The sequence below is a fragment of the Pseudomonas sp. RL_15y_Pfl2_60 genome (genome assembly GCF_963970595.1).
Classification (GTDB): Bacteria; Pseudomonadota; Gammaproteobacteria; order Pseudomonadales; family Pseudomonadaceae; genus Aquipseudomonas.
This window is the reverse complement of the sequence record NZ_CAXAOE010000006.1, coordinates 300,266-323,634: the sequence shown is the minus strand read 5'-3', so window position 1 is coordinate 323,634 and position 23,369 is coordinate 300,266. Positions and strand designations below refer to the sequence as shown.

The window sequence follows — 23,369 nt, the reverse complement described above, 5'->3', positions numbered from 1 at the left end:
CGGCAGCTTGGGGGGCTCGCATCAAGGGCAAAGCACTCTGCGGTGGTTAAAACCCTGATCGCTTTGCTCATTTAAGCCTAGCGTGTTGATGCCGGTAATCTAGCCTTGGCGATTAGAACAGGTCTATTGGATCGACATCCAGCGACCAGCGCACCGCTCGGCCGCTGGGCATTTGTTCCAGCGCGTTGAGCCAGCTGTTAAGCAAACGGTGCAGGGGCACTCGGGCATTACTTTGGATTAGAAGTTGCGCACGGTAACGCCCAGCTCGACGCTCCATTGGTGCGGGTACAGGCCCCAGTAATTCGATGCCGCCCAGTTGCAGTTCTTCAAGCTGTAACTCGGCCTCGGTGCAGGCCTGATCGAGAAAACCTTCAGCCTGACCCGGTTTATGCGCTTCTGCGCGCAGCAGCGCCAAGTGGCTAAAGGGCGGTAAGCCTGCGCTGCGCCGTTCGCTGAGGGCTTGTTCGGCGAATGCAAAGTAACCTTGCTCGGTGAGTTGCACCAGCAACGGATGATCAGCCAGGTGACTTTGGATGATTACCTTGCCCGGCTCTTCGGCGCGGCCTGCACGCCCGGCAACCTGTACGATCAACTGGGCCATGCGCTCGCTGGCGCGGAAGTCTGCGGAGAACAGGCCGCCGTCCGCATCCAGGATCGCCACCAGTGTCACCCGCGGGAAGTGGTGACCTTTGGCAAGCATCTGGGTGCCGACCAAGATGCAGGGTTCGCCTTTTTGGACAGTGTTGAACAGCTTGCTCATCGCATCTTTACGTGAAGTGCTGTCACGGTCGACGCGTAACACTGGAACGTCCGGGAAAAGTATTTCCAGGCGTTCTTCTGCGCGTTCAGTGCCGGCACCGACTGGACGCAGGTCGACGCTTTGGCATTTCGGGCAGTTGTGCGGTTGACGTTCAGCGTGACCGCAGTGATGACAGCGCAGTTCGCGAGAGCGCTGGTGTACCGTCATCCGGGCATCGCAGCGCGGGCACTCGGATAACCAGCCACAGTCATGGCAGAGCAGGGTCGGCGCAAAGCCGCGACGGTTGAGGAATACCAACACTTGCTGGCCTGCCTCCAGGGTTTTGCGAATGGCTTGCTGCATGGGGCCGGAAATTCCCGAGTCGAGCGGCAAGCTCTTTACGTCGAGCCGCAGGAACTTCGGTGCCTTGGCGCTTCCCGCGCGCTGGTTGAGGCGCAGCAGGGCGTAGCGGCCGATGTTGGCGTTGTGCAGGCTTTCAAGAGAGGGCGTGGCCGAGCCGAGCACAATCGGGATGTTTTCTTGGTGGGCGCGGACAATGGCCAAGTCACGGGCGTGGTAGCGCAGGCCTTCTTGTTGCTTGTAGGAGGCGTCGTGCTCCTCATCGATAATGATCAGCCCTGGATTCTTCATCGGCGTAAACAGTGCCGAGCGAGTACCGATAATAATGTCGGCCTCGCCGTCGCGCGCCGCCAGCCAGGCGTCGAGGCGGTCGCGGTCATTGACGGCCGAGTGCAGTAAAGCGATGCGGGCATTGAAGCGCCGTTCGAAGCGCTCCAGGGTTTGTGGGCCTAGATTGATCTCGGGAATCAAGATCAGCGCCTGCTTGCCAGCCTCCAGCGTTTCGCGGATGAGTTGCAAGTAGACTTCGGTCTTGCCGCTGCCGGTGACGCCTGCGAGCAGGTAGGTGTTAAAACTACCAAGCCCTGAGCGAATCGCCGTGGCGGCCGCGCTTTGTTCGGGGTTCAAGCTCAGTTCGGGCTGCGCCAGCCAGTTGCTTGGTCGCGGATGGGCGGCGTGGCGTCGCACCTCGACGCGTACCAGATCCTTATCGCGGAGCAACTCAAGGCTGTCTTTGCTGAGTTGTAACTGGCTGAGCAAACCATGTGCGACACCATGCGGGTGTTGGGCGATGGTTTTCAAGGCATCACGCTGGCGCGGTGCGCGGCTCAGGCGCGGGTCGTCGATGCTGGCGCCATCATTGGCCAGCCAAAAGCGTTCCTGGCGCGCCTGAGCGGGTTCACCCTGGCGTAGCAGGATTGGCAGCGCCCAACTGAAGGTGTCGCCCAGGCTGTGTTGGTAATACTGTGCCGTCCACAGGCAAAATTTGAAAAATGCGCTGGGCAGCGCTGATTGTGGATCAAGCAGCTCCAGTGCCGGTTTCAACTTGTCGGCTGGTATGTCGCTATGTTCACAGACCTCAACCAGAATACCGACCATCTCACGGCGGCCAAACGGCACGCGCAGCCGGGCACCTGGCTGCAAAGCCTCAAGCGCGACGCCTGCAGGCGGCAGGTAGTCGAATAGTCGGCGCAGTGGCGAAGGCAATGCGAGGCGCAAGATAGCGTGGTTCACACACAGGCTCCCGGTGAGAAGGAGCCGAATATTAGCATGTGATCAAGCGACAGCCGGTGCTTTACACTGCTTGCGTGGGTTTGTGGGTCTGGTATAGTCCGCAACCCGTTCCGTGCGGTACCTGACATCCGGTTAGGTGGCGGCACACATTATTGAGGAATACCCGATGAAAGCCGATATCCATCCAGAATACGTCGCTATCGAAGCTACTTGCAGCTGCGGTAACGTTATCCAGACTCGCTCGACTCTGGCCAAGCCTCTGAGCCTCGACGTTTGCTCTGAGTGCCACCCGTTCTACACCGGTAAGCAGAAAGTACTGGACGCTGGCGGCCGTATCGACCGCTTCAAGCAGCGTTTCGGTGTGTTCGGCGCCAAGTAAGCAGCCGAATCGTCAAGAGTCGCCCGATGGTGCTCTTCTCGAAACTAAAAAAGGCGTCCCTGGTGGGCGCCTTTTTTGTTTCCGGGTTTTACCTTTCTCCCGCCATGGCGCTTTGTCCCGCAGCGGTTGTAGGGGCGCCGGTGGATGTCACTCGGGTAGTCGATGGCGACACGCTGCGCCTGGCTGATGGGCGTAGCGTGCGCCTGATCGGTATCAATGCGCCCGAGATGGCCGGTAAAGGACGAAGCGTTGAGCCCTATGCCGAGCAGGCTAGGCGGCGCCTCAGTGCATTGGTTGCTGCCAGTGGCGGGCAAATAACCTTGCAGCTAGGGGTTGAGCCGAAAGATCGCTATGGGCGCACGCTTGCCCATGTGTTTGATGTTCAGGGGCGCAGTCTTGAGGCACAGTTGCTAGCCGAAGGACTTGGCTATTGGGTGGCTGTAACGCCCAATCTTGGGCAGCGGCAATGCTTGCAAGGGGCAGAACAATCCGCCCGAGCGGCCAGGCTTGGGTTATGGCGCAAATCCCCGGTGGTCGCGCCTGGGTCGCTGAAGGCAGGTGGCTTCGCCATCGTGCGCGGCAGGATCAAGCAGGTGCAGCGTAACCGTGGTGGCATTTGGTTGGAGATGGGCGGTTCGCTGGTGCTGCGTGTGCCGCTGGAGCAGGCAGATGACTTTACCCGGATACATGGCAGCGCCTTGTCTGGGCGATCATTTGAGGCGCGCGGCTGGGTGGTCGATCGGCTTCGAAGTTCAGCCAAAACGAAAAAGCAGGCCCGCTGGATGTTGACGCTGGGCCATGAGTCAATGATGCAATTGGTGCCTTAAAGCCGCAACTTATGCATATCCAAGGTTCGGTTTTAGCCGGATTAAAGCACCTTTGCAGTAGGCAATACAGGGTGCTTCAGTGCTAAGGCTGACCGAACAGTCTTGTGCAGCTGTATACAATTTGCGTATCCTCGACGGCCTGCATTAACAGCCCAAAAAAGCGGAACGCCAATATGTCTGATTTGAAAACTGCCGCTCTCGAATATCATGCCCAGCCACGTCCGGGTAAGCTGAGCGTAGAGCTGACCAAGCCAACTGCAACTGCTCGTGATTTGTCTTTGGCCTACAGCCCAGGTGTTGCCGAGCCTGTGCGTGAAATTGCCCGCGATCCTGAGTTGGCCTACCAGTACACCGGTAAAGGTAATTTGGTTGCGGTAATCTCTGACGGCACCGCAATTCTAGGTCTGGGTAACCTGGGCCCTTTGGCTTCCAAGCCTGTCATGGAAGGTAAAGGTGTTCTGTTCAAGCGTTTCGCAGGTATCGATGTGTTCGATATCGAAGTCGACTCTGAAAGTCCGCAGGCATTCATCGACACCGTCAAGCGTATCTCCATCACCTTCGGTGGTATCAACCTTGAAGACATCAAGGCTCCCGAGTGCTTTGAGATCGAGCGTGCGCTGATCGAGCAGTGTGACATTCCGGTATTCCATGACGACCAGCACGGCACCGCGATCGTAACGGCTGCGGGCATGCTTAATGCTCTGGAAATTGCCGGCAAGACAGTTGAAGAGGCCAAGATTGTTTGCCTCGGTGCTGGTGCTGCTGCGATCTCGTGCATGAAGCTGTTGGTGAGCATGGGTGCCAAGGTTGAAAACATCTACATGATCGACCGCAAGGGCGTCATTCATGCCGGTCGTGACGACCTCAATCAGTACAAGTCAGTCTTCGCCAGCGAAACTGACAAGCGCACCCTGGATGATGCGCTTGATGGCGCTGACGTATTTGTTGGCCTGTCTGGCGCAAACCTGCTCAGCCCTGAAGGTCTGCTGCGTATGGCGGCAAACCCAATCGTCTTTGCTTGCTCCAACCCAGACCCGGAAATCAAGCCAGAACTGGCGCACGCCACACGCAGCGACGTGATCATGGCGACGGGCCGTTCCGACTATCCGAACCAGGTCAACAACGTACTCGGCTTCCCATTTATCTTCCGTGGCGCCTTGGACGTTCGTGCCACGCGCATCAACGAAGAGATGAAGATCGCTGCTGCAGTTGCGCTGCGTGATCTGGCCAAGCTGCCGGTGCCTAAGGAAGTTTGCGAGGCCTACGGTGGTATTGAGTTGTCCTTTGGTCGCGAGTACATCATTCCGAAGCCGATGGATGCTCGCTTGATCACCCTGATCTCTGACGCTGTTGCTAAAGCAGCAATCGAGAGCGGTGTGGCTACGCTGCCATATCCTGCACACTATCCGCTGCAATCGGTAGATGACGTGTTCAAGGGTTAAGTCAGGCGCATTAAAAAACCCGCTTCGGCGGGTTTTTTAATGCCTGCTGTTCGGGCTCACGCATGGCGTGAGCCCGATGCTTTAGAACAGGTCGATCGGGGCCGAGTCATCGGCTGGCAATGGGCTGCCGGGAACGCCGAGGTTGGGGTCGAGCTCGCCCATCGACGGTGGCGTGTCTTCGTTCTTGAATAGTTCGAAGTAGGCGCCAGGCGTTCCGGGTGATGCGGTGCGTCCACTGAAAGGGTCGATGCGCAGCGTCAGTATTCCAGGTGGCTCTTTCGGTGGGTTGCTGGGTTTGTCCTTGAGCGCGGCGCCCATGTACTTCATCCAGATTGGCAGGGCGACTGTGCCACCAAACTCGTGCCGGCCTAGGCTTTCTGGTTGGTCAAAGCCGGTCCATACGGTGGTTACGTAGTCGGCGTTGTAGCCGGAGAACCAGCTGTCCTTCGACTCGTTGGTGGTACCGGTTTTGCCGGAAAGGTCATCGCGGCCAAGTGCGAGTGCGCGTCGACCGGTGCCACGCTTGATCACGTCTTGAAGCATGCTGGTCATGATGTAGGCGGTACGCGCATCGATGATGCGCTTGGCTACAGCGGGCTCAACCGGCGCTTGTGGATCGACAGTCTCGGTTGGCGCTGCAACGCCAGTGTCCAGTGCTGGTGCTTCAGGTGCTGCCTGGCCGGCATTGTCTTCGGCTAGCTCTTGCAATTGCTCGTCTTCAGTTTGCTCAACGCTGGGCACTGTCGGCGGGTTGGCTGTGAATACGGTTTTGCCGTGACGATCATCAATTTTCTGGATCAAGTAGGGTTGGGTCTTGTAGCCACCATTGGCGAATACCGACCAGCCACCCGCAATCTCCATCGGCGTCAGGTCAGCGGTGCCGAGGGCCAGGGACAGGTTGGGTGGTAAATCTTGCTTGTTGAAACCGAACTTGGTTGCGTAGTTGCGTGCGTATTCAACGCCAATCGCCTGTAGCAGGCGGATCGAAACCAGGTTGCGCGACTTGTACAGGGCGACACGCAAGCGGATCGGGCCGAGGAAGGTGTTGTTGTCATTCTTCGGGCGCCAGACTTCATCGGTGTTGCTGCTGGCGAAAACGATTGGGGCGTCGTTAACCAGGGTTGCAGCGGTGTAGCCTTTGTCGAGGGCGGCGCTGTAAACGAAAGGTTTGAAGCTTGAGCCCGGCTGGCGTTTAGCCTGAATTGCACGGTTGTAGTTACTTTGCTCGAACGAGAAGCCGCCGACCAATGCGAGAATTGCACCGTTCTTGGGATCAAGCGAAACCAGCGCGCCTTGGGCGGCTGGCATTTGTACAAAGCTGAGGCTGCCATCTTCCTGGCGCTGCACGCGAATAAGATCGCCAACCTGGGCTACGTCACTCGGCTGCTTGGGGCGAGGGCCCATGCTGTTGGTATTAAGGAAGGGGCGTGCCCACTTCATGCTTTCCCAACTCACGGCTTCTTCTTTGCCGTCGCGGGTCAGGACCAGAATGCCACTCTTCTCAACCTGAGTGACAATTGCAGGTTCAAGACCGCCAAGTTGGGATTTCTTTGCCAGTTCAGTCAGCCAGGTTTCCTTGGTCATACCCGGCAGGCGGCTTTCCGGGCCGCGATAGCCATGGCGCTGATCGTAAGACAGCAGGCCGCTGCGCAGTGCATCGTTTGCCGTTTCTTGCAGATTGCTGGGTACTGTGGTGTAGACGTTGAAACCTTCGGTGTAGGCTTCGCTACCATAGAGACCGACCATTTCGGCGCGGGCCATCTCGGCTATATAGGGTGCCGCGAGTTCCGGGGTGGCGACGTGATAGCTGGCGTTGACGGGCTCGGCGAGTGCTGCCTGATAGCGTTGTTCGTCGATTTTGCCGAGCAGGTGGAGACGGCCCAGAATCCAGTCGCGACGTTCTTTGGCGCGGGTCGGGTTTACCAGCGGGTTATAGCGCGATGGCGCTTTGGGCAGCCCGGCAATCATTGCCAGTTGGGAGAGGGTCAACTCTCCGATGGGTTTGCCGTAATAAACCTGTGATGCTGCTTCGATACCGTAGGCGCGTTGGCCGAGGTAAATCTTATTGACATACAGTTCGAGAATTTCGTTTTTGCTGAGTTCGCGTTCTATTTGCAGGGCCAGCAGAATTTCGTTGATTTTCCGTGAAAAACTGCGCTCATTGGTCAAGAAGTAGTTTTTTGCGACCTGCATGGTAATAGTGCTACCACCGGTTTGAATTTGGCCGCTTTTTAAAATTTGCGTGGCAGCGCGCATCAAACTGCTCGGGTCGACGCCATAATGATGCTCGAAGTTGTCGTCTTCGGCAGCCAGTAGTGCGTTGATGAAGTCGGGCGGGATATCTTTGAATTCGATGGGGGAGCGTCGCATCTCACCAAATTCGGCGATCAGCTTTCCGTCGCTGCTAAATACCCTTAAAGGTATTTGCAGCTGGATGCTACGTAATGAGTCGACAGAGGGCAGGCTCGGGCTTAGGTAGAGAAAAGCACCACTTAAACTGAGTAACAGGCCACAAAAAATGGCGACGCAGGACCAAGCAAAGAATTTCAGCAAACGCATCAAGATTTTTGGATTTCCAGATAAAAGAATGAGTTAAGAACAAGACAACGCTAAAAGGAAAAAATCGATCACATTATAAGCGTTTTTTTCCACTGGGAGCCATTTGCGCTTCTGTCAAGACTGTTATTTAATGTAGAAAAACATAAATAGTCCGTAAGTAACGGATGCCAATAGGAAATCGGTCGTGCTAGGGCTCTTCAATAAGAAAGCGAATACGCTGCTGGGGATTGATATCAGTTCGACCTCGGTAAAGCTCCTCGAGTTGAGTTGCTCAGGAGGCCGCTACAAAGTAGAGGCCTATGCTGTTGAGCCACTCCCACCTAATGCTGTAGTTGAAAAGAACATCGCCGAGATGGAGGGGGTCGGCCAGGCACTTACGCGCGTGCTCGCCAAAGCTAAAACCGGAGTCAAGACTGTAGCTGTTGCAGTCGCGGGCTCTGCGGTGATTACCAAGACTATCGAAATGGAAGCCGGGCTTTCCGACGATGATCTTGAGAATCAATTGAAGATCGAGGCGGATCAATACATCCCTTATCCACTGGAAGAAGTTGCTATCGACTTTGAAGTGCAGGGATTGTCGCCGCGCAATGCTGAACGAGTTGAAGTCTTGCTCGCGGCGTGCCGCAAAGAGAATGTCGAGGTTCGCGAAGCCGCATTGGCGCTCGCCGGTCTGACCGCCAAGGTGGTGGACGTTGAGGCTTATGCACTCGAACGCTCCTTCGCTTTGCTCGCAGAACAACTGGGGGCGGGTGATGATGACTTGACCGTGGCTGTTGTTGATATCGGCGCAACCATGACCACGCTGAGTGTCTTGCACAACGGCAAGACTATTTATACGCGTGAGCAGATGTTCGGTGGCAAGCAACTGACTGAAGAGATTCAGCGCCGTTACGGGCTATCTGTTGAAGAAGCCGGTCTTGCGAAAAAGCAAGGCGGACTTCCGGATGACTATGACAGCGAGGTTTTGCAACCGTTCAAGCAAGCGGTTGTGCAGCAGGTTTCGCGCTCGCTGCAATTCTTCTTCGCTGCGGGTCAGTACAACGACGTTGATTACATTCTGTTGGCCGGAGGTACGGCTTCCATTCCTGATCTCGACCGCTTGATTCAGCAGAAGATCGGCACCCAGACATTGGTCGCCAATCCGTTCGCTGATATGGCGTTAAGTAGCAAGGTCAATGCGGGTGCGCTTGCTAGTGATGCACCAGCACTGATGATTGCTTGTGGTCTGGCGATGAGGAGTTTCGACTAATGGCACGGATCAACTTACTTCCGTGGCGAGAGCAGTTACGCGAGGAGCGCAAGCAGCGTTTCCTGGTTGCTCTCGGCGGCGTGCTGGCGATATCAGCTGGCCTGGTGTTTTTGGGCGATCAGTACTTTAGCAGTGCGATAGAACAGCAAAATGCGCGTAATGAATTTGTGCGTAAAGAAATCGCTGTGCTCGACACTCGGATCAAAGAAATCAGTGAGCTGAAAAAGCGCCGCGAGCAATTACTTGAACGGATGAAAATCATTCAAGACTTGCAGGGCAATCGACCGATTATTGGCCGGGTTTTTGATCAGTTAGTGAGAACTCTGCCCGATGGCGTTTACTTCACCGGGCTTAAAATGACCGGCAAGAACATCGCGATTGTCGGTGCCGCTGAATCCAATAACCGTGTTTCCAATTTAATGCGTAATCTCGACTCATCACAATGGTTAACCGAACCTAACTTGACTGAAGTCAAGGCGGTGACTGCTGGAGCAGTTGATCAGGCAAACGTGTTTCAGCTGACGGTGCAGCAAACCCAGCCGAAGCTTGAAGGCGAGGAAGCTAAAAAATGAGCCTGAGAGAATCGCTGGAAAGTTTGAAGCAGGTCGATATTAACGACCTTGATCTGAATAACGTTGGCTCCTGGCCAGCAGCCGTCAAGGTGATTGCAGGCGCGCTGTTGTTAATTCTGGTGCTGGCGCTGGGTTACAAGTTCCATTTGGAAGATTTGCAAACCCAGCTCTCAGGCAAGCAGCAAGAAGAGGTCACGCTCAAGGAGCAGTTCTCGTCCAAGGCTTTCCAGGCTGCAAACCTGGAGGCTTACAAAGAGCAAATGAAGGAAATGGAAGTCTCCTTTGGTGCGCTGCTTAAACAGCTGCCGAGTGACACTGAAGTGCCTGGCTTGCTCGAAGACATTACTCGCACCGGCCTGGGCAGTGGTCTTGAGTTCGAAGAGATCAAGCTCCTGCCAGAGGTGACACAACAGTTTTATATCGAGCTGCCGATACAGATCAAAGTAGTTGGTACCTACCACGACTTGGCTACCTTCGTCAGCGGGGTTGCCAGCTTGCCGCGTATTGTAACGCTACATGATTTTGATCTCGTGCCGGCCAGTAAAGACTCAACGAGCAAGCTGCGTATGTCGATTCTTGCTAAAACCTACCGTTATAACGATAAGGGGGTGCAGAAATGAAACGCGCCCATTTAGCAACTTTCCTAACGGTATTGACGCTTAGCGGTTGTGGATCGAGCAGTGATTTTGCGGACCTGCAGGCTTATATGGATGAAGTGCGTGCTCGGCCCAAGGGTTCTATTGAGCCGCTGCCGAAATTTCAGCCCTATGAAAGCTTTACCTACAGCGCCGCGTCACTGAGAAGCCCGTTTCAGCCGCCAGTGAAGATCGACATGGTGCAGCGGGCCAAGGGCTCGAAAGAAATCAAGCCCGACGAAACACGGGTGAAACAGTTCCTTGAAGGCTTCAATATTGAAGTTTTCGAGATGGTCGGTACTTTGGCCAACAATCGCGGAACCTATGCTTTGGTTAGCGGTGCAGGAGGCGTTCATCGCGTCAAGGTGGGGGATTACCTGGGCCGAAATAACGGGCGCATCACTGCTATCAGCGAATCACAAATTGATGTGATTGAAATCGTTCCCGATGGTGAAGGTGGCTGGCTGGAACGGCCGCGAAGCCTCTCCCTCAAGGAGCGCTCTTAAATGAGCGGAGAGAACATGAAAAAAAATAATCTGTCTGCCAAACGGAACCTGAGAATGAATAGCTCCCTTACACGTCTAAGTATCTCCTTGTTGGGAGTTCTGCTTTCGCCTGTGCTGTTGGCAGCTAATCTAGAGGCGCTTGATGTTGCTGCGTTGCCAGGTGATCGCGTTGAGTTGAAGATGTCGTTCGACGAGCCTGTAGCGGCGCCACGTGGTTACACTATCGAACAGCCGGCGCGCATCGCTCTCGACCTGCCTGGCGTGGCCAACAAGCTGGGCACCAAAAACCGTGAGCTGGGCGTGGGTAATGCACGCAGCGTGACAGTGGTTGAAGCCAAAGATCGAACGCGCCTGATCATTAACCTGTCCGATCTGGCCCCTTACAGCACCCGCGTCGAGGGCAACAATCTGTTTGTCCTGGTCGGTGCGAACGTAGGTGCAGCAACCGCTTCTGCAGCTCCAGCTAAGCCAGCCGCTACGACCTATAAAAAGCCACCAACCAGAAGCTATGTCGCTCAGACAAAGGCAATCAGCAACATCGATTTCCAGCGTGGCGATCAGGGTGAGGGCAACGTGGTTATCACCTTGTCCGACCCTTCGGTAAGCCCGGATATTCAAGAGCAGGGCGGCAAGATCCGTTTGGACTTTGCCAAGACCCAGTTGCCTGAAGCGCTGCGCGTACGTCTGGATGTCAAGGATTTCGCAACGCCAGTGCAGTTTGTTAGTGCCACTGGCTCGGCCGACAAAGCCAGCATCGTTATCGAGCCAACCGGCTTTTATGATTACCTGGCCTTTCAGACCGACAACAAGCTGACGCTGAGCATCAAGCCGCTGACCAAAGACGATGCTGAAAAACGCAAGACCGAGCGCTTTGCCTACAGCGGTGAAAAGCTCTCGCTGAACTTTCAGGACATCGATGTGCGTTCGGTGCTGCAGTTGATCGCAGACTTTACCGACCTCAACCTGGTGGCCAGTGACACCGTCGCCGGTAACATTACCCTGCGTTTGCAAAACGTGCCTTGGGACCAGGCGCTGGATCTGGTGCTGAAAACCAAAGGCCTGGATAAGCGCAAGGTCGGCAACGTCTTGCTGGTCGCTCCGGCAGATGAAATCGCTGCCCGCGAGCGTCAAGAACTGGAGTCGCAAAAACAAATCGCCGAGTTGGCACCGCTGCGTCGTGAGTTGATCCAGGTTAACTACGCCAAGGCCTCCGATATGGCCAAGCTGTTCCAGTCGGTGACCAGTGCTAACGGCAGTGCTGATGATCGTGGTTCGATCACGGTCGACGACCGCACCAACAGCATCATTGCCTACCAGACCCAAGAGCGTCTTGATGAGTTGCGTCGTGTCGTCGCCCAGCTTGACGTTGCTGTGCGTCAGGTCATGATCGAGGCGCGGATTGTTGAAGCCAACGTCGATTATGACAAGTCGCTGGGTGTGAACTGGCGCGGCGCACAGGTTGGCAACGGCAACTTCATTGTCGGCGGCAGTGGCGGTGACCGTGTTGGCTCTGGTGGCAACCCGGCAACTGCATTGGGTAACTTCGTCGACATGGGGGTGACTAACGCCACTTCGTCGCTGGGTATCGGCTTTGTAACCGACAACACCATTCTTGACCTTGAACTGTCGGCAATGGAAAAAACCGGTAACGGCGAAGTTGTATCGCAGCCCAAAGTTGTGACCTCGGATAAAGAAACCGCGAAGATCCTCAAGGGTGCGGATATTCCTTATCAGGAAGCCTCGTCAAGCGGTGCGACTTCTACAACCTTCGTTGAGGCCGCGCTCTCGCTCGAAGTGACTCCGCAGATCACGCCTGACAACCGGATCATCATGGAAGTCAAAGTGAACAAGGATGAGCCGGACTTCGCCAACCAGGTCAACGGCACGCCAACCATTCGTAAGAATGAGGTCAATGCCAAGGTGTTGGTCAACGATGGCGAGACTATCGTGATCGGTGGCGTGTTCTCCAACGAGCAGCGCAAAGGGGTTGATAAGGTGCCGTTTTTGGGTGACCTGCCATACCTTGGCCGCATGTTTCGACGCGATATCGTCGAGGATTCAAAATCTGAGTTGCTGATCTTTCTCACCCCGCGCATCATGAACACCCAAGCTGTCGCGGTGAGCCGTTGATTAAGTGCAAAATCTGATACTTGTTGGCCCGATGGGCGCTGGAAAAAGCACCATCGGGCGTTTGTTAGCCAAAGAGCTGCGTTTACCCTTTAAAGATTCCGATAAAGAAATCGAGCACCGCACCGGGGCAGATATTCCCTGGATCTTTGATGTTGAAGGTGAGCAAGGCTTTCGTGAGCGTGAACAGTCGGTAATCGTTGAACTGTGCGAGTCTCAGGGTATCGTGCTGGCCACCGGTGGTGGTGCGGTGATGCGCCCGGAGAACCGTGCTGCGTTGTATCGGGGCGGCAGAGTGGTTTATTTGCATGCCTCGGTAGAACAGCAGATCAACCGCACTGCACGAGATCGTAATCGCCCCCTTCTTCGCGCCCATGACCCAGGTAAAGTCCTGCGAGACTTGCTGGCTCTGCGCGATCCGCTGTACCGCGAAATCGCCGATATCGTCATCGAAACCGACGAGCGACCGCCCCGAATGGTCGTGCAAGAGATACTTGAGCGACTAGAAGCGCTTCCTCCCCGTTAAAGCGCAGCGAGAACTGCGCTATCCTAGAGCCCTTTTCTGACAGGGGGCGGCATGCAAATTCTTCAAGTCGAGCTAGGTGAGCGTAGTTACCCTATTTATATCGGTGCCGATCTGCTTGCGCAGCCACAACTGCTCGCCCAGCATATTGCCGGTCGCCAGGTGGCGATTGTCACCAATGAAACGGTTGCCCCTTTGTATTTGCAGGCGTTGGAAGCTGCGCTGAGTGGTTTTAGTGTTACTTCAGTGGTTTTGCCCGATGGTGAGGTCTTCAAGACCTGGGAAGTGCTGCAGCAGATCTTTGATGGGCTTTTGACTGCGCGACATGACCGGCGTACGACAATCGTTGCCCTTGGTGGCGGTGTTGTGGGTGATATGGCTGGCTTTGCCGCGGCCTGTTACCAGCGCGGGGTCAATTTTGTGCAAATCCCCACGACGCTGCTGTCGCAGGTAGACTCCTCGGTGGGCGGCAAGACCGGGATCAATCATCCGCTTGGCAAAAACATGGTTGGGGCGTTTTACCAGCCACAGGCGGTATTGATCGATACTAAAAGCCTGGTGACGCTGCCGCAGCGAGAGCTTTCCGCGGGCTTGGCCGAGGTGATTAAATACGGCCTGATTTGCGATGAACCTTTTTTGCAGTGGCTGGAAGCGAATATGCCTGCGCTGCGTGCGCTTGATCAAGCAGCCTTGACCCAAGCAATTGAGCGTTCTTGTGCAGCAAAGGCGCGTATAGTCGCGGCCGATGAGCGGGAGTCCGGAGTGCGGGCAACGCTCAACCTTGGGCATACCTTCGGTCATGCGATCGAGACACATATGGGTTATGGCGTATGGCTGCATGGTGAAGCAGTTGCCGCCGGTACGGTCATGGCGCTGGAGATGTCGACGCGCCTTGGCTGGATAGAGCCTGCCGAGCGTGATCGGGCTATTCGCCTGTTTCAGGCCGCTGGCTTGCCTGTGGTTCCGCCGAAAGTTATGACGCCTGCGCACTTTCTTGAGCATATGGCTGTCGATAAGAAAGTGCTCGATGGTCAATTAAGGTTGGTGTTGCTTCGTCAGATGGGCGACGCAGTGGTCACCAGTGAGTATCCACGCGAGATTTTAAGTGCCACGCTAAACGCCGATTATGCAGCGATGGCTGAACAGCTAAAAAATTAAAGAGTGTCCCATGACTAGTTTGCACGCTGACGAGGCGTTCCTCGACCATTACCAATTTAGCCATGACCCATTTGCCGCGCGGGTGCCAGGCTTCAAGTTCTTCCCTGCACAACGTAAGCCGGTGCTGGGGCAATTGCATCACCTGGCACGCTACAGCCAGTTACTGCTTGTGGTAAGCGGCCCGCAAGGCAGCGGCAAGACGCTGTTGCGTCAGGCACTGGTTGCCAGTACCAACAAGCAGGCAGTGCTGAGCGTGGTGGTTACCCAAAATGCCGGCGAGGGCATGGGCGTGTTGCGCCAAGTCGCTCAAGGCCTGCAGGTTGCGCAGCCGGACATGCAGTCAATCCTGGCCCAGGTCGGGCAGTTGGCCATAACCGGTCAGGAAGTTTATATCCTGGTGGATGATGCCGAGCAGCTTAGCGACAGCGACTTGCGTAACCTTGTGACGCTGTCTGCTGGCGGTCCAGAAGGGCGTCCGCATGTGTTCCTGTTTGCCGACACTGCAATGTTGCCACTGTTTGATCAGGTATCTGACGGCGAAGAACAGTTCCACATCATTGAGCTGCAGCCTTATACCGAAGAGGACACGCGTGAGTACCTTGCACAGCGTCTTGACGGTGCCGCGCAGGGGCTGGATATCTTCACCGAGGAGCAGCTCACGACTATTCATGAGCAGTCAGAAGGCTGGCCCGGCGCGATCAATCAGGTTGCACGTGAGGTTCTGGTTGATGCCATGCAAGCAAAACGCGCTGCGGGCAAAAGCGCGGGATTCTCTTTGAATATCCCGCGCAAGCATATGCTCGCATTGGCCGTGGTTGTAGTCGGCGTGTTGGTTGCTTGGATGATGCAGGGGCGCGAACAGCCGGCAGAGCCTGCGCAGCAGGTTCAGGCGCCGACAGAAAATGCCCAGCCGCAGCAACAGCCGACGGCAGAGCCTGCGACTGACAGCGTTGCCCAAAACAGCAATCCGGATGCTCCGGCAGTCGAGTTTGCGGGTTCCGGCGAGCCAATGCCGCTGCCGCTCGTGGGTAAGGCGCAGCCGGTTATCCGTGATCCTGAAGTGAGCAACAACCAGGCCCAAGAGGCTTCAGAGCCTGAGGCTGAGCCGGTTGCCAAGCCTGCTCCAGACACAAACTCGCGTTTGCTCGTCGACACCCGTGAACAGATGCCTGCCGATACACCAGTGAAAACAGTGCAAGCCGCTGCGCCAGCGGCAAAACCTGAGACAAAAACGCAAACCGCCGCGCCCGCTGCCAAGCCAGCAAATATCACGGGTTGGTATGCTGATCAGGCAGGGTCGCGCTACACCTTGCAAGTTGTGGGCACCAGCTCAGAAACCAATGCCAAGGCGTTTATCAGTGAGAATGGCGGCGACTATCACTACTTCAAGAAACTGTACAATGGAAAGCCTTTGTACGTAGTAACCCATGGTAGCTTTGCAACTGCCGAAGCTGCCAAAGCCGCTATCGCTAAAATGCCGGCCAAGGTGCAGGCAGGAAAACCATGGCCGCGCACTTTTGCCAGCATCAAGCTGGAAATCGCTCAAGCGCGTTAATTGCACGGCTTGGGTTGACATGACCAGACAGTCGTTAGCACGACTGTCTGGTCTAGAACATCGTTTTCGCGACATATGATTGCATTAGGTCGTCACTAAAATTTGTGACGATCCGATCTGCTATGTACAATGACCACCCTTTTGCCTGCGCAAAGTTGGGGCAGTGCCCTGCGTGCGCGGTAAGTTGTTGAATTAGAAAGTAATTACCTCCCTAAAAAAGGAGGCAGCCTGGTGAGAGTCCCTATGAAAGCAGGTTTGTACCGTCCTGATGAGTTCAAGGATAACTGCGGCTTCGGCCTGATTGCCCATATGCAGGGCGAGGCTAGCCATCACCTGCTGCAGACCGCTATCGAAGCCCTGACATGCATGACCCACCGTGGTGGGATCAACGCTGATGGTAAGACTGGCGATGGCTGTGGTCTGCTGATGCAGAAGCCTGATGCGTTCCTGCGGGCTATCGCCCAAGAGCAGTTGTCGGTTGAGTTGCCTGAGCAATACGCCGTCGGCATGGTTTTTCTAAACCAGGATCCGGCCAAGGCAGACGCTGCTCGCGAGAACATGAACAAAGAGATTCTGGCCGCTGGCCTGAGTCTGATCGGCTGGCGTAAAGTGCCGGTCGACACCAGTGTGCTGGGCCGACTGGCGCTGGAGCGCTTGCCGCAGATTGAGCAGGTTTTCATTGGCGGTGAAGGTCTTAGCGATCAGCAATTCGCCATCAAGCTGTTCTGTGCCCGCCGTCGTTCCTCGGTCGCCAATGCGCAAGACACCGAGCACTACATCTGCAGCTTCTCGCACAAGACCATCATCTATAAAGGCCTGATGATGCCGGCTGACTTGCAGCAGTTCTACCCAGATCTGGGTGATGAACGCTTGCAGACGGCCATTTGTGTCTTCCACCAGCGCTTCTCAACCAACACCTTGCCCAAGTGGCCATTGGCGCAGCCGTTCCGCTTCCTGGCGCACAACGGTGAAATCAATACCATTACCGGCAACCGTAACTGGGCGCAGGCGCGTCGCACCAAGTTCGCCAATGGCTTGATTCCCGACCTTGATGAGTTGGGCCCGTTGGTCAACCGCGTGGGTTCGGACTCATCGAGCATGGACAACATGCTCGAGTTGATGGTCACCGGCGGCATCGACCTGTTCCGCGGCGTGCGCATGATCATTCCACCTGCGTGGCAAAACGTTGAAACCATGGACGCCGATTTGCGCGCGTTCTATGAGTACAACTCAATGCACATGGAGCCGTGGGATGGCCCGGCCGGCGTTGTGCTGACCGATGGCCGCTACGCTGTGTGCCTGCTTGACCGTAATGGTCTGCGCCCGGCCCGCTGGGTTACCACCAGCAATGGCTATATCACCCTCGCGTCGGAAATTGGCGTGTGGGATTACAAGCCCGAAGACGTAATCGCCAAGGGCCGTGTCGGTCCGGGCCAGGTGCTGGCTGTCGACACTGAAACCGGCCAGGTGCTTAACGCCGACGACATCGACAATCGCTTGAAGTCACGTCACCCATACAAGCAATGGTTGCGTAAGAGCGGCGTGCGTGTTCAGGCGACCATGGACGACCACGACCATGGTTCGGACTTCTATTCACCTGAGCGCCTGAAGCAATACATGAAGATGTATCAGGTGACTTTCGAGGAACGCGACCAGGTCCTGCGTCCACTTGGCGAACAAGGCCAGGAAGCCGTTGGCTCCATGGGTGACGACACGCCAATGGCGGTGTTGTCGCAGCGCGTTCGCTCGACTTATGACTATTTCCGCCAGCAGTTCGCGCAGGTGACCAACCCGCCGATCGACCCGCTGCGTGAAGCCATTGTCATGTCGTTGGAGATTTGCCTCGGCGCCGAGCGCAACATCTTTGAAGAATCGCCAGAGCACGCCACCCGCGTGATCCTCAGCTCGCCAGTCATCTCGCCGGCCAAGTGGCGGACGTTGATGAACCTGGAGACTCCAGGCTTTGAACGTCACTTCATCGACATGAACTATGACGAAAGCATCGGCTTGCAGGCTGCAGTCAGCAATATGGCTGACCAGGCAGAAGAAGCTGTGCGCAGTGGCAAAGTCCTGTTGGTGCTCAGCGACCGTAATATCGAGCCGGGTAAGCTGCCGGCGCACGCCTCTTTGGTGGTTGGCGCAGTGCATCACCGCCTGACCGAGAAAGGCCTGCGTTGCGACTGCAACATCCTGGTCGAAACGGCCACCGCTCGTGACCCGCATCACTACGCCGTGTTGCTCGGCTTCGGTGCTTCGGCGGTTTATCCGTTCTTGGCCTACGAAGTGCTGGGCGACCTGATCCGCACCGGCGAAGTGCTGGGCGACCTTTACGAAGTGTTCAAGCATTACCGCAAAGGCATTTCCAAAGGCCTGTTGAAGATCCTTTCCAAGATGGGGATCTCAACCGTTGCCTCCTATCGCGGTGCACAGCTGTTTGAAGCGGTTGGCTTGTCCGATGAGGTGGTCAACCTCAGCTTCCGCGGCGTTGCCAGTCGCATCAAGGGCGCGCGCTTCGTCGATATTGAAGCCGAACAGAAGCTGTTGGCCCAGGAAGCCTGGAGTAACCGCAAGCCGATTCAGCAAGGTGGCTTGCTGAAGTTTGTCCACGGCGGCGAATACCATGCTTACAACCCGGATGTGGTCAATACCCTCCAGGTTGCCGTGCAGCAGGGCAACTACGAGAAGTACAAGGAATACAGCGCACTGGTTGATACGCGTCCGGTGTCGATGATCCGTGACCTGCTCAAGCTGAAAATGGCCGACAAGCCATTGAGTCTCGACCAGGTTGAACCGCTGGAATCGATTTTCAAGCGCTTTGACTCGGCGGGTATTTCGCTGGGCGCATTGTCGCCAGAAGCTCATGAAGCCATCGCTGAGGCAATGAACCGCCTGGGCGCGCGCTCCAACTCCGGTGAAGGCGGTGAAGATCCGGCGCGTTACGGCACCATCCGCATGTCCAAGATCAAGCAGGTGGCAACCGGTCGTTTCGGGGTTACCCCGGAATACCTGGTCAATGCCGAAGTGCTGCAGATCAAGGTCGCACAAGGCGCCAAGCCGGGCGAGGGCGGGCAGCTGCCGGGCGGCAAGGTCAATGGTTTGATCGCACGCCTGCGTTACGCAGTGCCGGGCGTCACCCTGATTTCGCCACCTCCGCACCACGATATCTACTCGATTGAAGACCTGGCGCAGCTGATCTATGACCTCAAACAGGTCAATCCATCTGCATTGGTTTCGGTCAAGTTGGTAGCCGAGGCTGGTGTCGGCACCATCGCTGCGGGCGTGGCCAAGGCTTACGCTGACCTGATCACCATTTCCGGCTACGACGGCGGTACGGGTGCATCGCCACTGACCTCTATCAAATACGCGGGCGCACCTTGGGAATTGGGGCTGGCTGAAACTCACCAAACCCTGCGCGGCAACGACCTGCGCGGCAAGGTTCGGGTGCAGACTGACGGCGGCTTGAAAACCGGTCTCGACGTGATCAAGGCTGCGATTCTTGGTGCTGAAAGCTTCGGTTTCGGTACGGCGCCGATGGTTGCGTTGGGCTGCAAATACTTGCGTATCTGCCACCTCAACAACTGCGCGACCGGTGTAGCAACCCAGAACGACAAGCTGCGCAAGGATCACTTCATCGGTACGGTTGAAATGGTGATGAACTTCTTCAAGTTCGTGGCCGAAGAAACCCGTGAGTGGCTGGCGCTGGTTGGCGTGGCCAGTCTGGAAGAGCTGATCGGTCGCACAGACTTGCTGGATATCCTGCCGGGCGAAACGGCTAAGCAGAACAACCTGGATATCAGCCCGCTGCTCGGCAGTGACCTGATTCCGGCCGACAAGCCACAATTCTGCACTGTGGATCGCAACCCGCCGTTTGACCAAGGCCTGCTGGCTGAGAAAATGGTGGAGCTGGCGTCTGCGGCGATCGAGTCGTCCAGTGGCGGTGAGTTCGAGCTCGACATCTGCAACTGTGACCGTTCCATTGGTGCCCGGGTTTCCGGTGAGATTGCCCGCAAGCATGGCAATCAGGGCATGGCCAAAGCGCCGATTACCTTCCGCTTCAAAGGCACTGCTGGCCAGAGCTTTGGGGTGTGGAACGCTGGCGGCTTGAACATGTACCTGCAGGGTGATGCCAACGACTACGTCGGTAAAGGCATGACCGCCGGTAAGCTGGTGATCACGCCGCCTAAAGGCAGCCCGTTTGCAACTCAGGAAAGCGCCATCATCGGCAACACCTGCCTGTACGGCGCAACCGGCGGTAAGCTGTTTGCGGCAGGTACTGCGGGCGAGCGTTTTGGCGTGCGTAACTCGGGTGCCCATGCGGTTGTTGAAGGCACGGGCGACCATTGCTGCGAGTACATGACCGGCGGTTTCATCTGTGTGCTGGGCAAAACGGGCTACAACTTCGGTTCGGGCATGACCGGCGGTTTCGCTTACGTACTTGATCTGGACAACAGCTTCTACGACAAGGTCAACCATGAGCTGGTAGAAATCCAGCGCATCAACAGTGAAGCGATGGAGGCTTATCGTAGCCATCTGCAAACTGTGTTGGCCGAGTACGTGGCTGAAACGGCCAGCGAGTGGGGCGCTAACCTGCTCGAAAACCTGGACGATTACTTGCGTAAGTTCTGGTTGGTCAAGCCGAAGGCCGCGAGCCTCAAGTCCTTGCTGTCGAGCATGCGTGCTAACCCGCAATAAAACAGCTTCAAGCGCCTGACCTGAATATGCAGGTCAGGCGCTCACCGTGATTGTCTTGCTGCGCCGCTTTAAACCGAGCGCATGCTGTTGAGAGGTTTTGAAATGACTGAACGTCTGAATAACGACTTCCAGTTCATCGAAGTTGGGCGTAAAGACCCAAAAAAGAAGCTGTTGCGTCAACGTAAAAAAGAGTTTGTCGAAATCTACGACAGCTTCAAGCCGGCTGTTGCGGCTGATCAGGCGCACCGTTGCCTGGGCTGTGGTAACCCGTATTGCGAATGGAAATGTCCGGTGCACAACTTCATCCCCAACTGGTTGAAGCTGGTGTCCGAAGGCAACATTCTGGCCGCTGCCGAACTGTCCCACCAAACCAACACCTTGCCGGAAGTTTGTGGCCGTGTATGTCCGCAAGACCGGCTCTGTGAAGGGGCTTGTACCCTTAACGACGGTTTCGGCGCGGTGACCATTGGCTCGGTCGAGAAGTACATCACTGACACCGCTTTCGCCATGGGCTGGCGCCCGGATATGTCGGGCGTTCAACCGACTGGCAAGCGCGTCGCCGTGATTGGCGCCGGCCCCGCTGGCCTGGGTTGCGCCGATGTTTTGGTGCGCAGCGGCGTGACCCCGGTGGTGTTCGACAAGAACCCGGAAATCGGCGGCCTGCTGACCTTTGGTATTCCAGAGTTCAAGCTGGAAAAGACTGTGCTCAGCCATCGCCGTGAAGTCTTCACCGGCATGGGCATCGAGTTCCGTCTCAATACCGAAATCGGTAAAGACATCAGCATGGATCAGCTGCTCGCCGAGTACGATGCTGTCTTCATGGGCATGGGCACCTACACCTACATGAAAGGTGGCTTCCCGGGCGAAGACCTGCCTGGCGTTCACGATGCGCTGGACTTCCTGGTTGCCAACGTTAACCGCAACCTTGGTTTCGAAAAGTCGCCTGAAGACTTTATCGACATGAAGGGCAAGCGCATTGTCGTGCTTGGCGGTGGTGACACGGCCATGGACTGCAACCGCACCTCGATCCGTCAAGGCGCCAAGTCCGTGACCTGTGCCTATCGCCGCGACGAAGAGAACATGCCGGGCTCGCGCAAAGAAGTGAAGAATGCCAAGGAAGAAGGGGTTAAGTTCCTGTTCAACCGCCAGCCAATCGCCATTGTCGGTGAAGACAAGGTCGAAGGCGTCAAGGTGGTTGAAACCCGTCTTGGCGAGCCAGACGCCCGTGGCCGTCGTAGCCCAGAGCCTATTCCGGGTTCGGAGGAGATCATCCCGGCTGAGTCGGTGCTGATCGCGTTCGGCTTCCGTCCAAGCCCGGCGCCATGGTTTGCTCAGTTTGAAATCGAAACCGACAGCCAGGGCCGTGTGGTTGCACCGGAGCAGAGCACCTTCAAGCACCAGACCAGCAACCCGAAGATTTTCGCCGGTGGCGATATGGTTCGCGGTTCCGATCTGGTGGTGACGGCGATCTTCGAAGGCCGTAACGCCGCCGAAGGCATTCTCGACTATCTGGGCGTCTAATCAGGTCATTGCAGGCCTTACCAGACGCGGCAAATCGTCACGATTGACAAAAGGCACGGCACTCGCCGTGCCTTTTGCATTGTGGTCTGCGAAAATACCCGTACTTTTTTCTCTTGCTGGCGATTGCGGACTGTTGTGAATGTCCCCGCGCAGGCTGTGAAAGCTAATGAATTTGATGAATTACAGAGAACTCTGAACATGACTGCCTTGAAAAACGACCGTTTCCTGCGCGCCCTGCTCAAGCAGCCTGTGGATGTCACCCCCGTGTGGATGATGCGCCAGGCTGGCCGCTACTTGCCCGAATACCGGGCAAGCCGGGCCAAGGCCGGTGATTTCATGAGCTTGATGATGAACCCCGAGTTCGCCTGCGAAGTCACCTTGCAGCCGCTGGATCGTTATCCACAGCTGGACGCCGCCATCCTGTTCTCTGACATCCTGACCATCCCGCACGCGATGGGCCAGGGACTTTACTTTGAAACCGGCGAAGGCCCGCGCTTCAAGAAAGTCATCAGCTGCGCCGCTGATGTCGATGCCTTGCAGGTGACTGATCCGGAGAAAGACCTGGGTTATGTGATGGATGCCGTGCGTACCATCCGCCGCGAGCTTAATGGTCGCGTGCCGCTGATTGGCTTCTCGGGCAGCCCCTGGACCTTGGCCACCTATATGGTTGAAGGCGGCTCCTCGAAGGATTTCCGCAAGTCCAAAGCCATGCTGTATGACAACCCGCAGGCCATGCACAACTTGCTGGATAAGCTGGCGCAGTCAGTCACGGCTTACCTCAACGGGCAGATCCTGGCGGGTGCCCAGGCGGTGCAGATCTTTGATACCTGGGGCGGCAACCTGTCGTCTGCGGCCTATCAGGAATTTTCGCTGGCCTATATGCAGAAGATCGTCAGCGGTCTGATTCGGGAGCATGAGGGGCGCAAGATCCCGGTCATCTTGTTCACCAAGAACGGCGGCCTGTGGCTGGAGTCGATGGCTGCAACTGGTGCTGATGCGCTGGGCCTGGACTGGAGCTGCGATATTGGCGAGGCGCGCAAGCGCGTGGGCCGTCAGGTTGCGCTACAGGGCAACATGGACCCAACCGTGCTGTACGCCAAGCCAGACGCGATCCGTAAAGAGGTTGCACGTATTCTCGCCAGCTACGGCAACGGTACGGGCCATGTTTTCAACCTCGGCCATGGCATCACCCCGGAAGTTGACCCAACCCATGCAGGCGCCTTCCTGGAAGCGGTGCACGAGTTGTCGGCGCGGTATCACCAATAACCTGTGTTGCTGCGCGGCCGGGCCGC

16 protein-coding genes are annotated in these 23,369 nt (G+C 56.4%); 14 read left to right on the top strand and 2 right to left on the bottom strand.

Annotated elements, in window-relative coordinates:
• Positions 1-112 precede the first annotated feature (112 nt).
• The gene (locus AACY26_RS17840) at positions 113-2,332 is read right to left on the bottom strand and encodes a primosomal protein N' (protein WP_339515963.1); all 2,220 of its coding nucleotides are present in this window, start codon (positions 2,330-2,332) and stop codon (positions 113-115) included.
• A gap of 166 nt (positions 2,333-2,498) precedes the next feature.
• Between AACY26_RS17840 and rpmE the strand changes: the two genes are divergently transcribed.
• The 3 genes from rpmE to AACY26_RS17825 all read left to right on the top strand — a co-directional run bounded on the left by rpmE (position 2,499) and on the right by AACY26_RS17825 (position 4,980).
• Positions 2,499-2,711: a 50S ribosomal protein L31 gene (gene rpmE, locus AACY26_RS17835; RefSeq protein ID WP_087518472.1), complete on the top strand. Its 213-nt coding sequence runs from the start codon at positions 2,499-2,501 to the stop codon at positions 2,709-2,711.
• Positions 2,712-2,737: 26 nt separating this feature from the next.
• Positions 2,738-3,538, top strand: coding sequence for a thermonuclease family protein (locus AACY26_RS17830; RefSeq protein WP_339515960.1), 801 nt, complete (start codon positions 2,738-2,740; stop codon positions 3,536-3,538).
• 173 nt (positions 3,539-3,711) lie between these two features.
• Entirely contained in the window at positions 3,712-4,980 is a 1,269-nt protein-coding gene (locus tag AACY26_RS17825; RefSeq protein ID WP_339515958.1) for a malic enzyme-like NAD(P)-binding protein, read from the top strand.
• 81 nt (positions 4,981-5,061) lie between these two features.
• Here the strand turns inward: AACY26_RS17825 and AACY26_RS17820 are convergent, their stop codons facing one another.
• Positions 5,062-7,539 carry a penicillin-binding protein 1A gene (locus AACY26_RS17820; protein ID WP_445261324.1) on the bottom strand — a complete coding sequence of 826 codons (2,478 nt, stop codon included), beginning with the start codon at positions 7,537-7,539 and terminating at the stop codon, positions 5,062-5,064.
• A gap of 184 nt (positions 7,540-7,723) precedes the next feature.
• On the opposite strand from AACY26_RS17820, the gene AACY26_RS17815 reads away from it, so the two are divergent.
• From AACY26_RS17815 to hemE, 11 genes are all read left to right on the top strand, one after another.
• Positions 7,724-8,788, top strand: coding sequence for a pilus assembly protein PilM (locus AACY26_RS17815; RefSeq protein WP_339515954.1), 1,065 nt, complete (start codon positions 7,724-7,726; stop codon positions 8,786-8,788).
• Positions 8,788-9,360 (top strand): type 4a pilus biogenesis protein PilN, encoded by a 573-nt coding sequence (pilN, locus tag AACY26_RS17810; RefSeq protein WP_339515952.1) that lies wholly within the window; start codon positions 8,788-8,790, stop codon positions 9,358-9,360. The genes AACY26_RS17815 and pilN overlap by 1 nt, the downstream gene beginning before the upstream one ends.
• Positions 9,357-9,980 (top strand): type 4a pilus biogenesis protein PilO, encoded by a 624-nt coding sequence (gene pilO, locus AACY26_RS17805; protein WP_339515950.1) that lies wholly within the window; start codon positions 9,357-9,359, stop codon positions 9,978-9,980. The genes pilN and pilO overlap by 4 nt, the downstream gene beginning before the upstream one ends.
• Positions 9,977-10,501: a type 4a pilus biogenesis lipoprotein PilP gene (gene pilP, locus AACY26_RS17800; protein ID WP_339515949.1), complete on the top strand. Its 525-nt coding sequence runs from the start codon at positions 9,977-9,979 to the stop codon at positions 10,499-10,501. The genes pilO and pilP overlap by 4 nt, the downstream gene beginning before the upstream one ends.
• 54 nt (positions 10,502-10,555) lie before the next feature.
• On the top strand, positions 10,556-12,631 hold the full coding sequence (gene pilQ, locus AACY26_RS17795; protein ID WP_339515948.1) for a type IV pilus secretin PilQ: 2,076 nt from the start codon (positions 10,556-10,558) through the stop codon (positions 12,629-12,631).
• Positions 12,632-12,635: 4 nt separating this feature from the next.
• Complete coding sequence (gene aroK, locus AACY26_RS17790) at positions 12,636-13,154, top strand: shikimate kinase AroK (RefSeq protein WP_339515947.1); 519 nt, start codon at positions 12,636-12,638, stop codon at positions 13,152-13,154.
• 51 nt (positions 13,155-13,205) lie between these two features.
• Positions 13,206-14,309, top strand: coding sequence for a 3-dehydroquinate synthase (gene aroB / locus AACY26_RS17785; protein ID WP_339515946.1), 1,104 nt, complete (start codon positions 13,206-13,208; stop codon positions 14,307-14,309).
• A 10-nt stretch (positions 14,310-14,319) separates the two neighbouring features.
• On the top strand, positions 14,320-15,864 hold the full coding sequence (locus AACY26_RS17780) for an AAA family ATPase (protein ID WP_339515945.1): 1,545 nt from the start codon (positions 14,320-14,322) through the stop codon (positions 15,862-15,864).
• 243 nt (positions 15,865-16,107) lie between these two features.
• Complete coding sequence (gene gltB / locus AACY26_RS17775; RefSeq protein ID WP_339516110.1) at positions 16,108-20,556, top strand: glutamate synthase large subunit; 4,449 nt, start codon at positions 16,108-16,110, stop codon at positions 20,554-20,556.
• Between the two features lie 102 nt (positions 20,557-20,658).
• Entirely contained in the window at positions 20,659-22,077 is a 1,419-nt protein-coding gene (locus AACY26_RS17770; protein WP_339515944.1) for an FAD-dependent oxidoreductase, read from the top strand.
• A gap of 198 nt (positions 22,078-22,275) precedes the next feature.
• Positions 22,276-23,343 carry a uroporphyrinogen decarboxylase gene (hemE, locus tag AACY26_RS17765; RefSeq protein ID WP_339515943.1) on the top strand — a complete coding sequence of 356 codons (1,068 nt, stop codon included), beginning with the start codon at positions 22,276-22,278 and terminating at the stop codon, positions 23,341-23,343.
• Positions 23,344-23,369: the final 26 nt, after the last annotated feature.

Bases quoted from the DNA above. Each gene is read 5' to 3' on its own strand.
- pilO (WP_339515950.1), top strand. From the start codon at position 9,357: ATGAGCCTGAGAGAATCGCTGGAAAGTTTGAAGCAGGTCGATATTAAC.
- pilN (WP_339515952.1), top strand. From the start codon at position 8,788: ATGGCACGGATCAACTTACTTCCGTGGCGAGAGCAGTTACGCGAGGAG.
- aroB (WP_339515946.1), top strand. From the start codon at position 13,206: ATGCAAATTCTTCAAGTCGAGCTAGGTGAGCGTAGTTACCCTATTTAT.
- hemE (WP_339515943.1), top strand. From the start codon at position 22,276: ATGACTGCCTTGAAAAACGACCGTTTCCTGCGCGCCCTGCTCAAGCAG.
- AACY26_RS17770 (WP_339515944.1), top strand. From the start codon at position 20,659: ATGACTGAACGTCTGAATAACGACTTCCAGTTCATCGAAGTTGGGCGT.
- gltB (WP_339516110.1), top strand. From the start codon at position 16,108: ATGAAAGCAGGTTTGTACCGTCCTGATGAGTTCAAGGATAACTGCGGC.
- AACY26_RS17825 (WP_339515958.1), top strand. From the start codon at position 3,712: ATGTCTGATTTGAAAACTGCCGCTCTCGAATATCATGCCCAGCCACGT.
- pilQ (WP_339515948.1), top strand. From the start codon at position 10,556: ATGAATAGCTCCCTTACACGTCTAAGTATCTCCTTGTTGGGAGTTCTG.
- pilP (WP_339515949.1), top strand. From the start codon at position 9,977: ATGAAACGCGCCCATTTAGCAACTTTCCTAACGGTATTGACGCTTAGC.
- AACY26_RS17820 (WP_445261324.1), bottom strand. From the start codon at position 7,539: ATGCGTTTGCTGAAATTCTTTGCTTGGTCCTGCGTCGCCATTTTTTGT.
- AACY26_RS17780 (WP_339515945.1), top strand. From the start codon at position 14,320: ATGACTAGTTTGCACGCTGACGAGGCGTTCCTCGACCATTACCAATTT.
- AACY26_RS17830 (WP_339515960.1), top strand. From the start codon at position 2,738: ATGGTGCTCTTCTCGAAACTAAAAAAGGCGTCCCTGGTGGGCGCCTTT.
- rpmE (WP_087518472.1), top strand. From the start codon at position 2,499: ATGAAAGCCGATATCCATCCAGAATACGTCGCTATCGAAGCTACTTGC.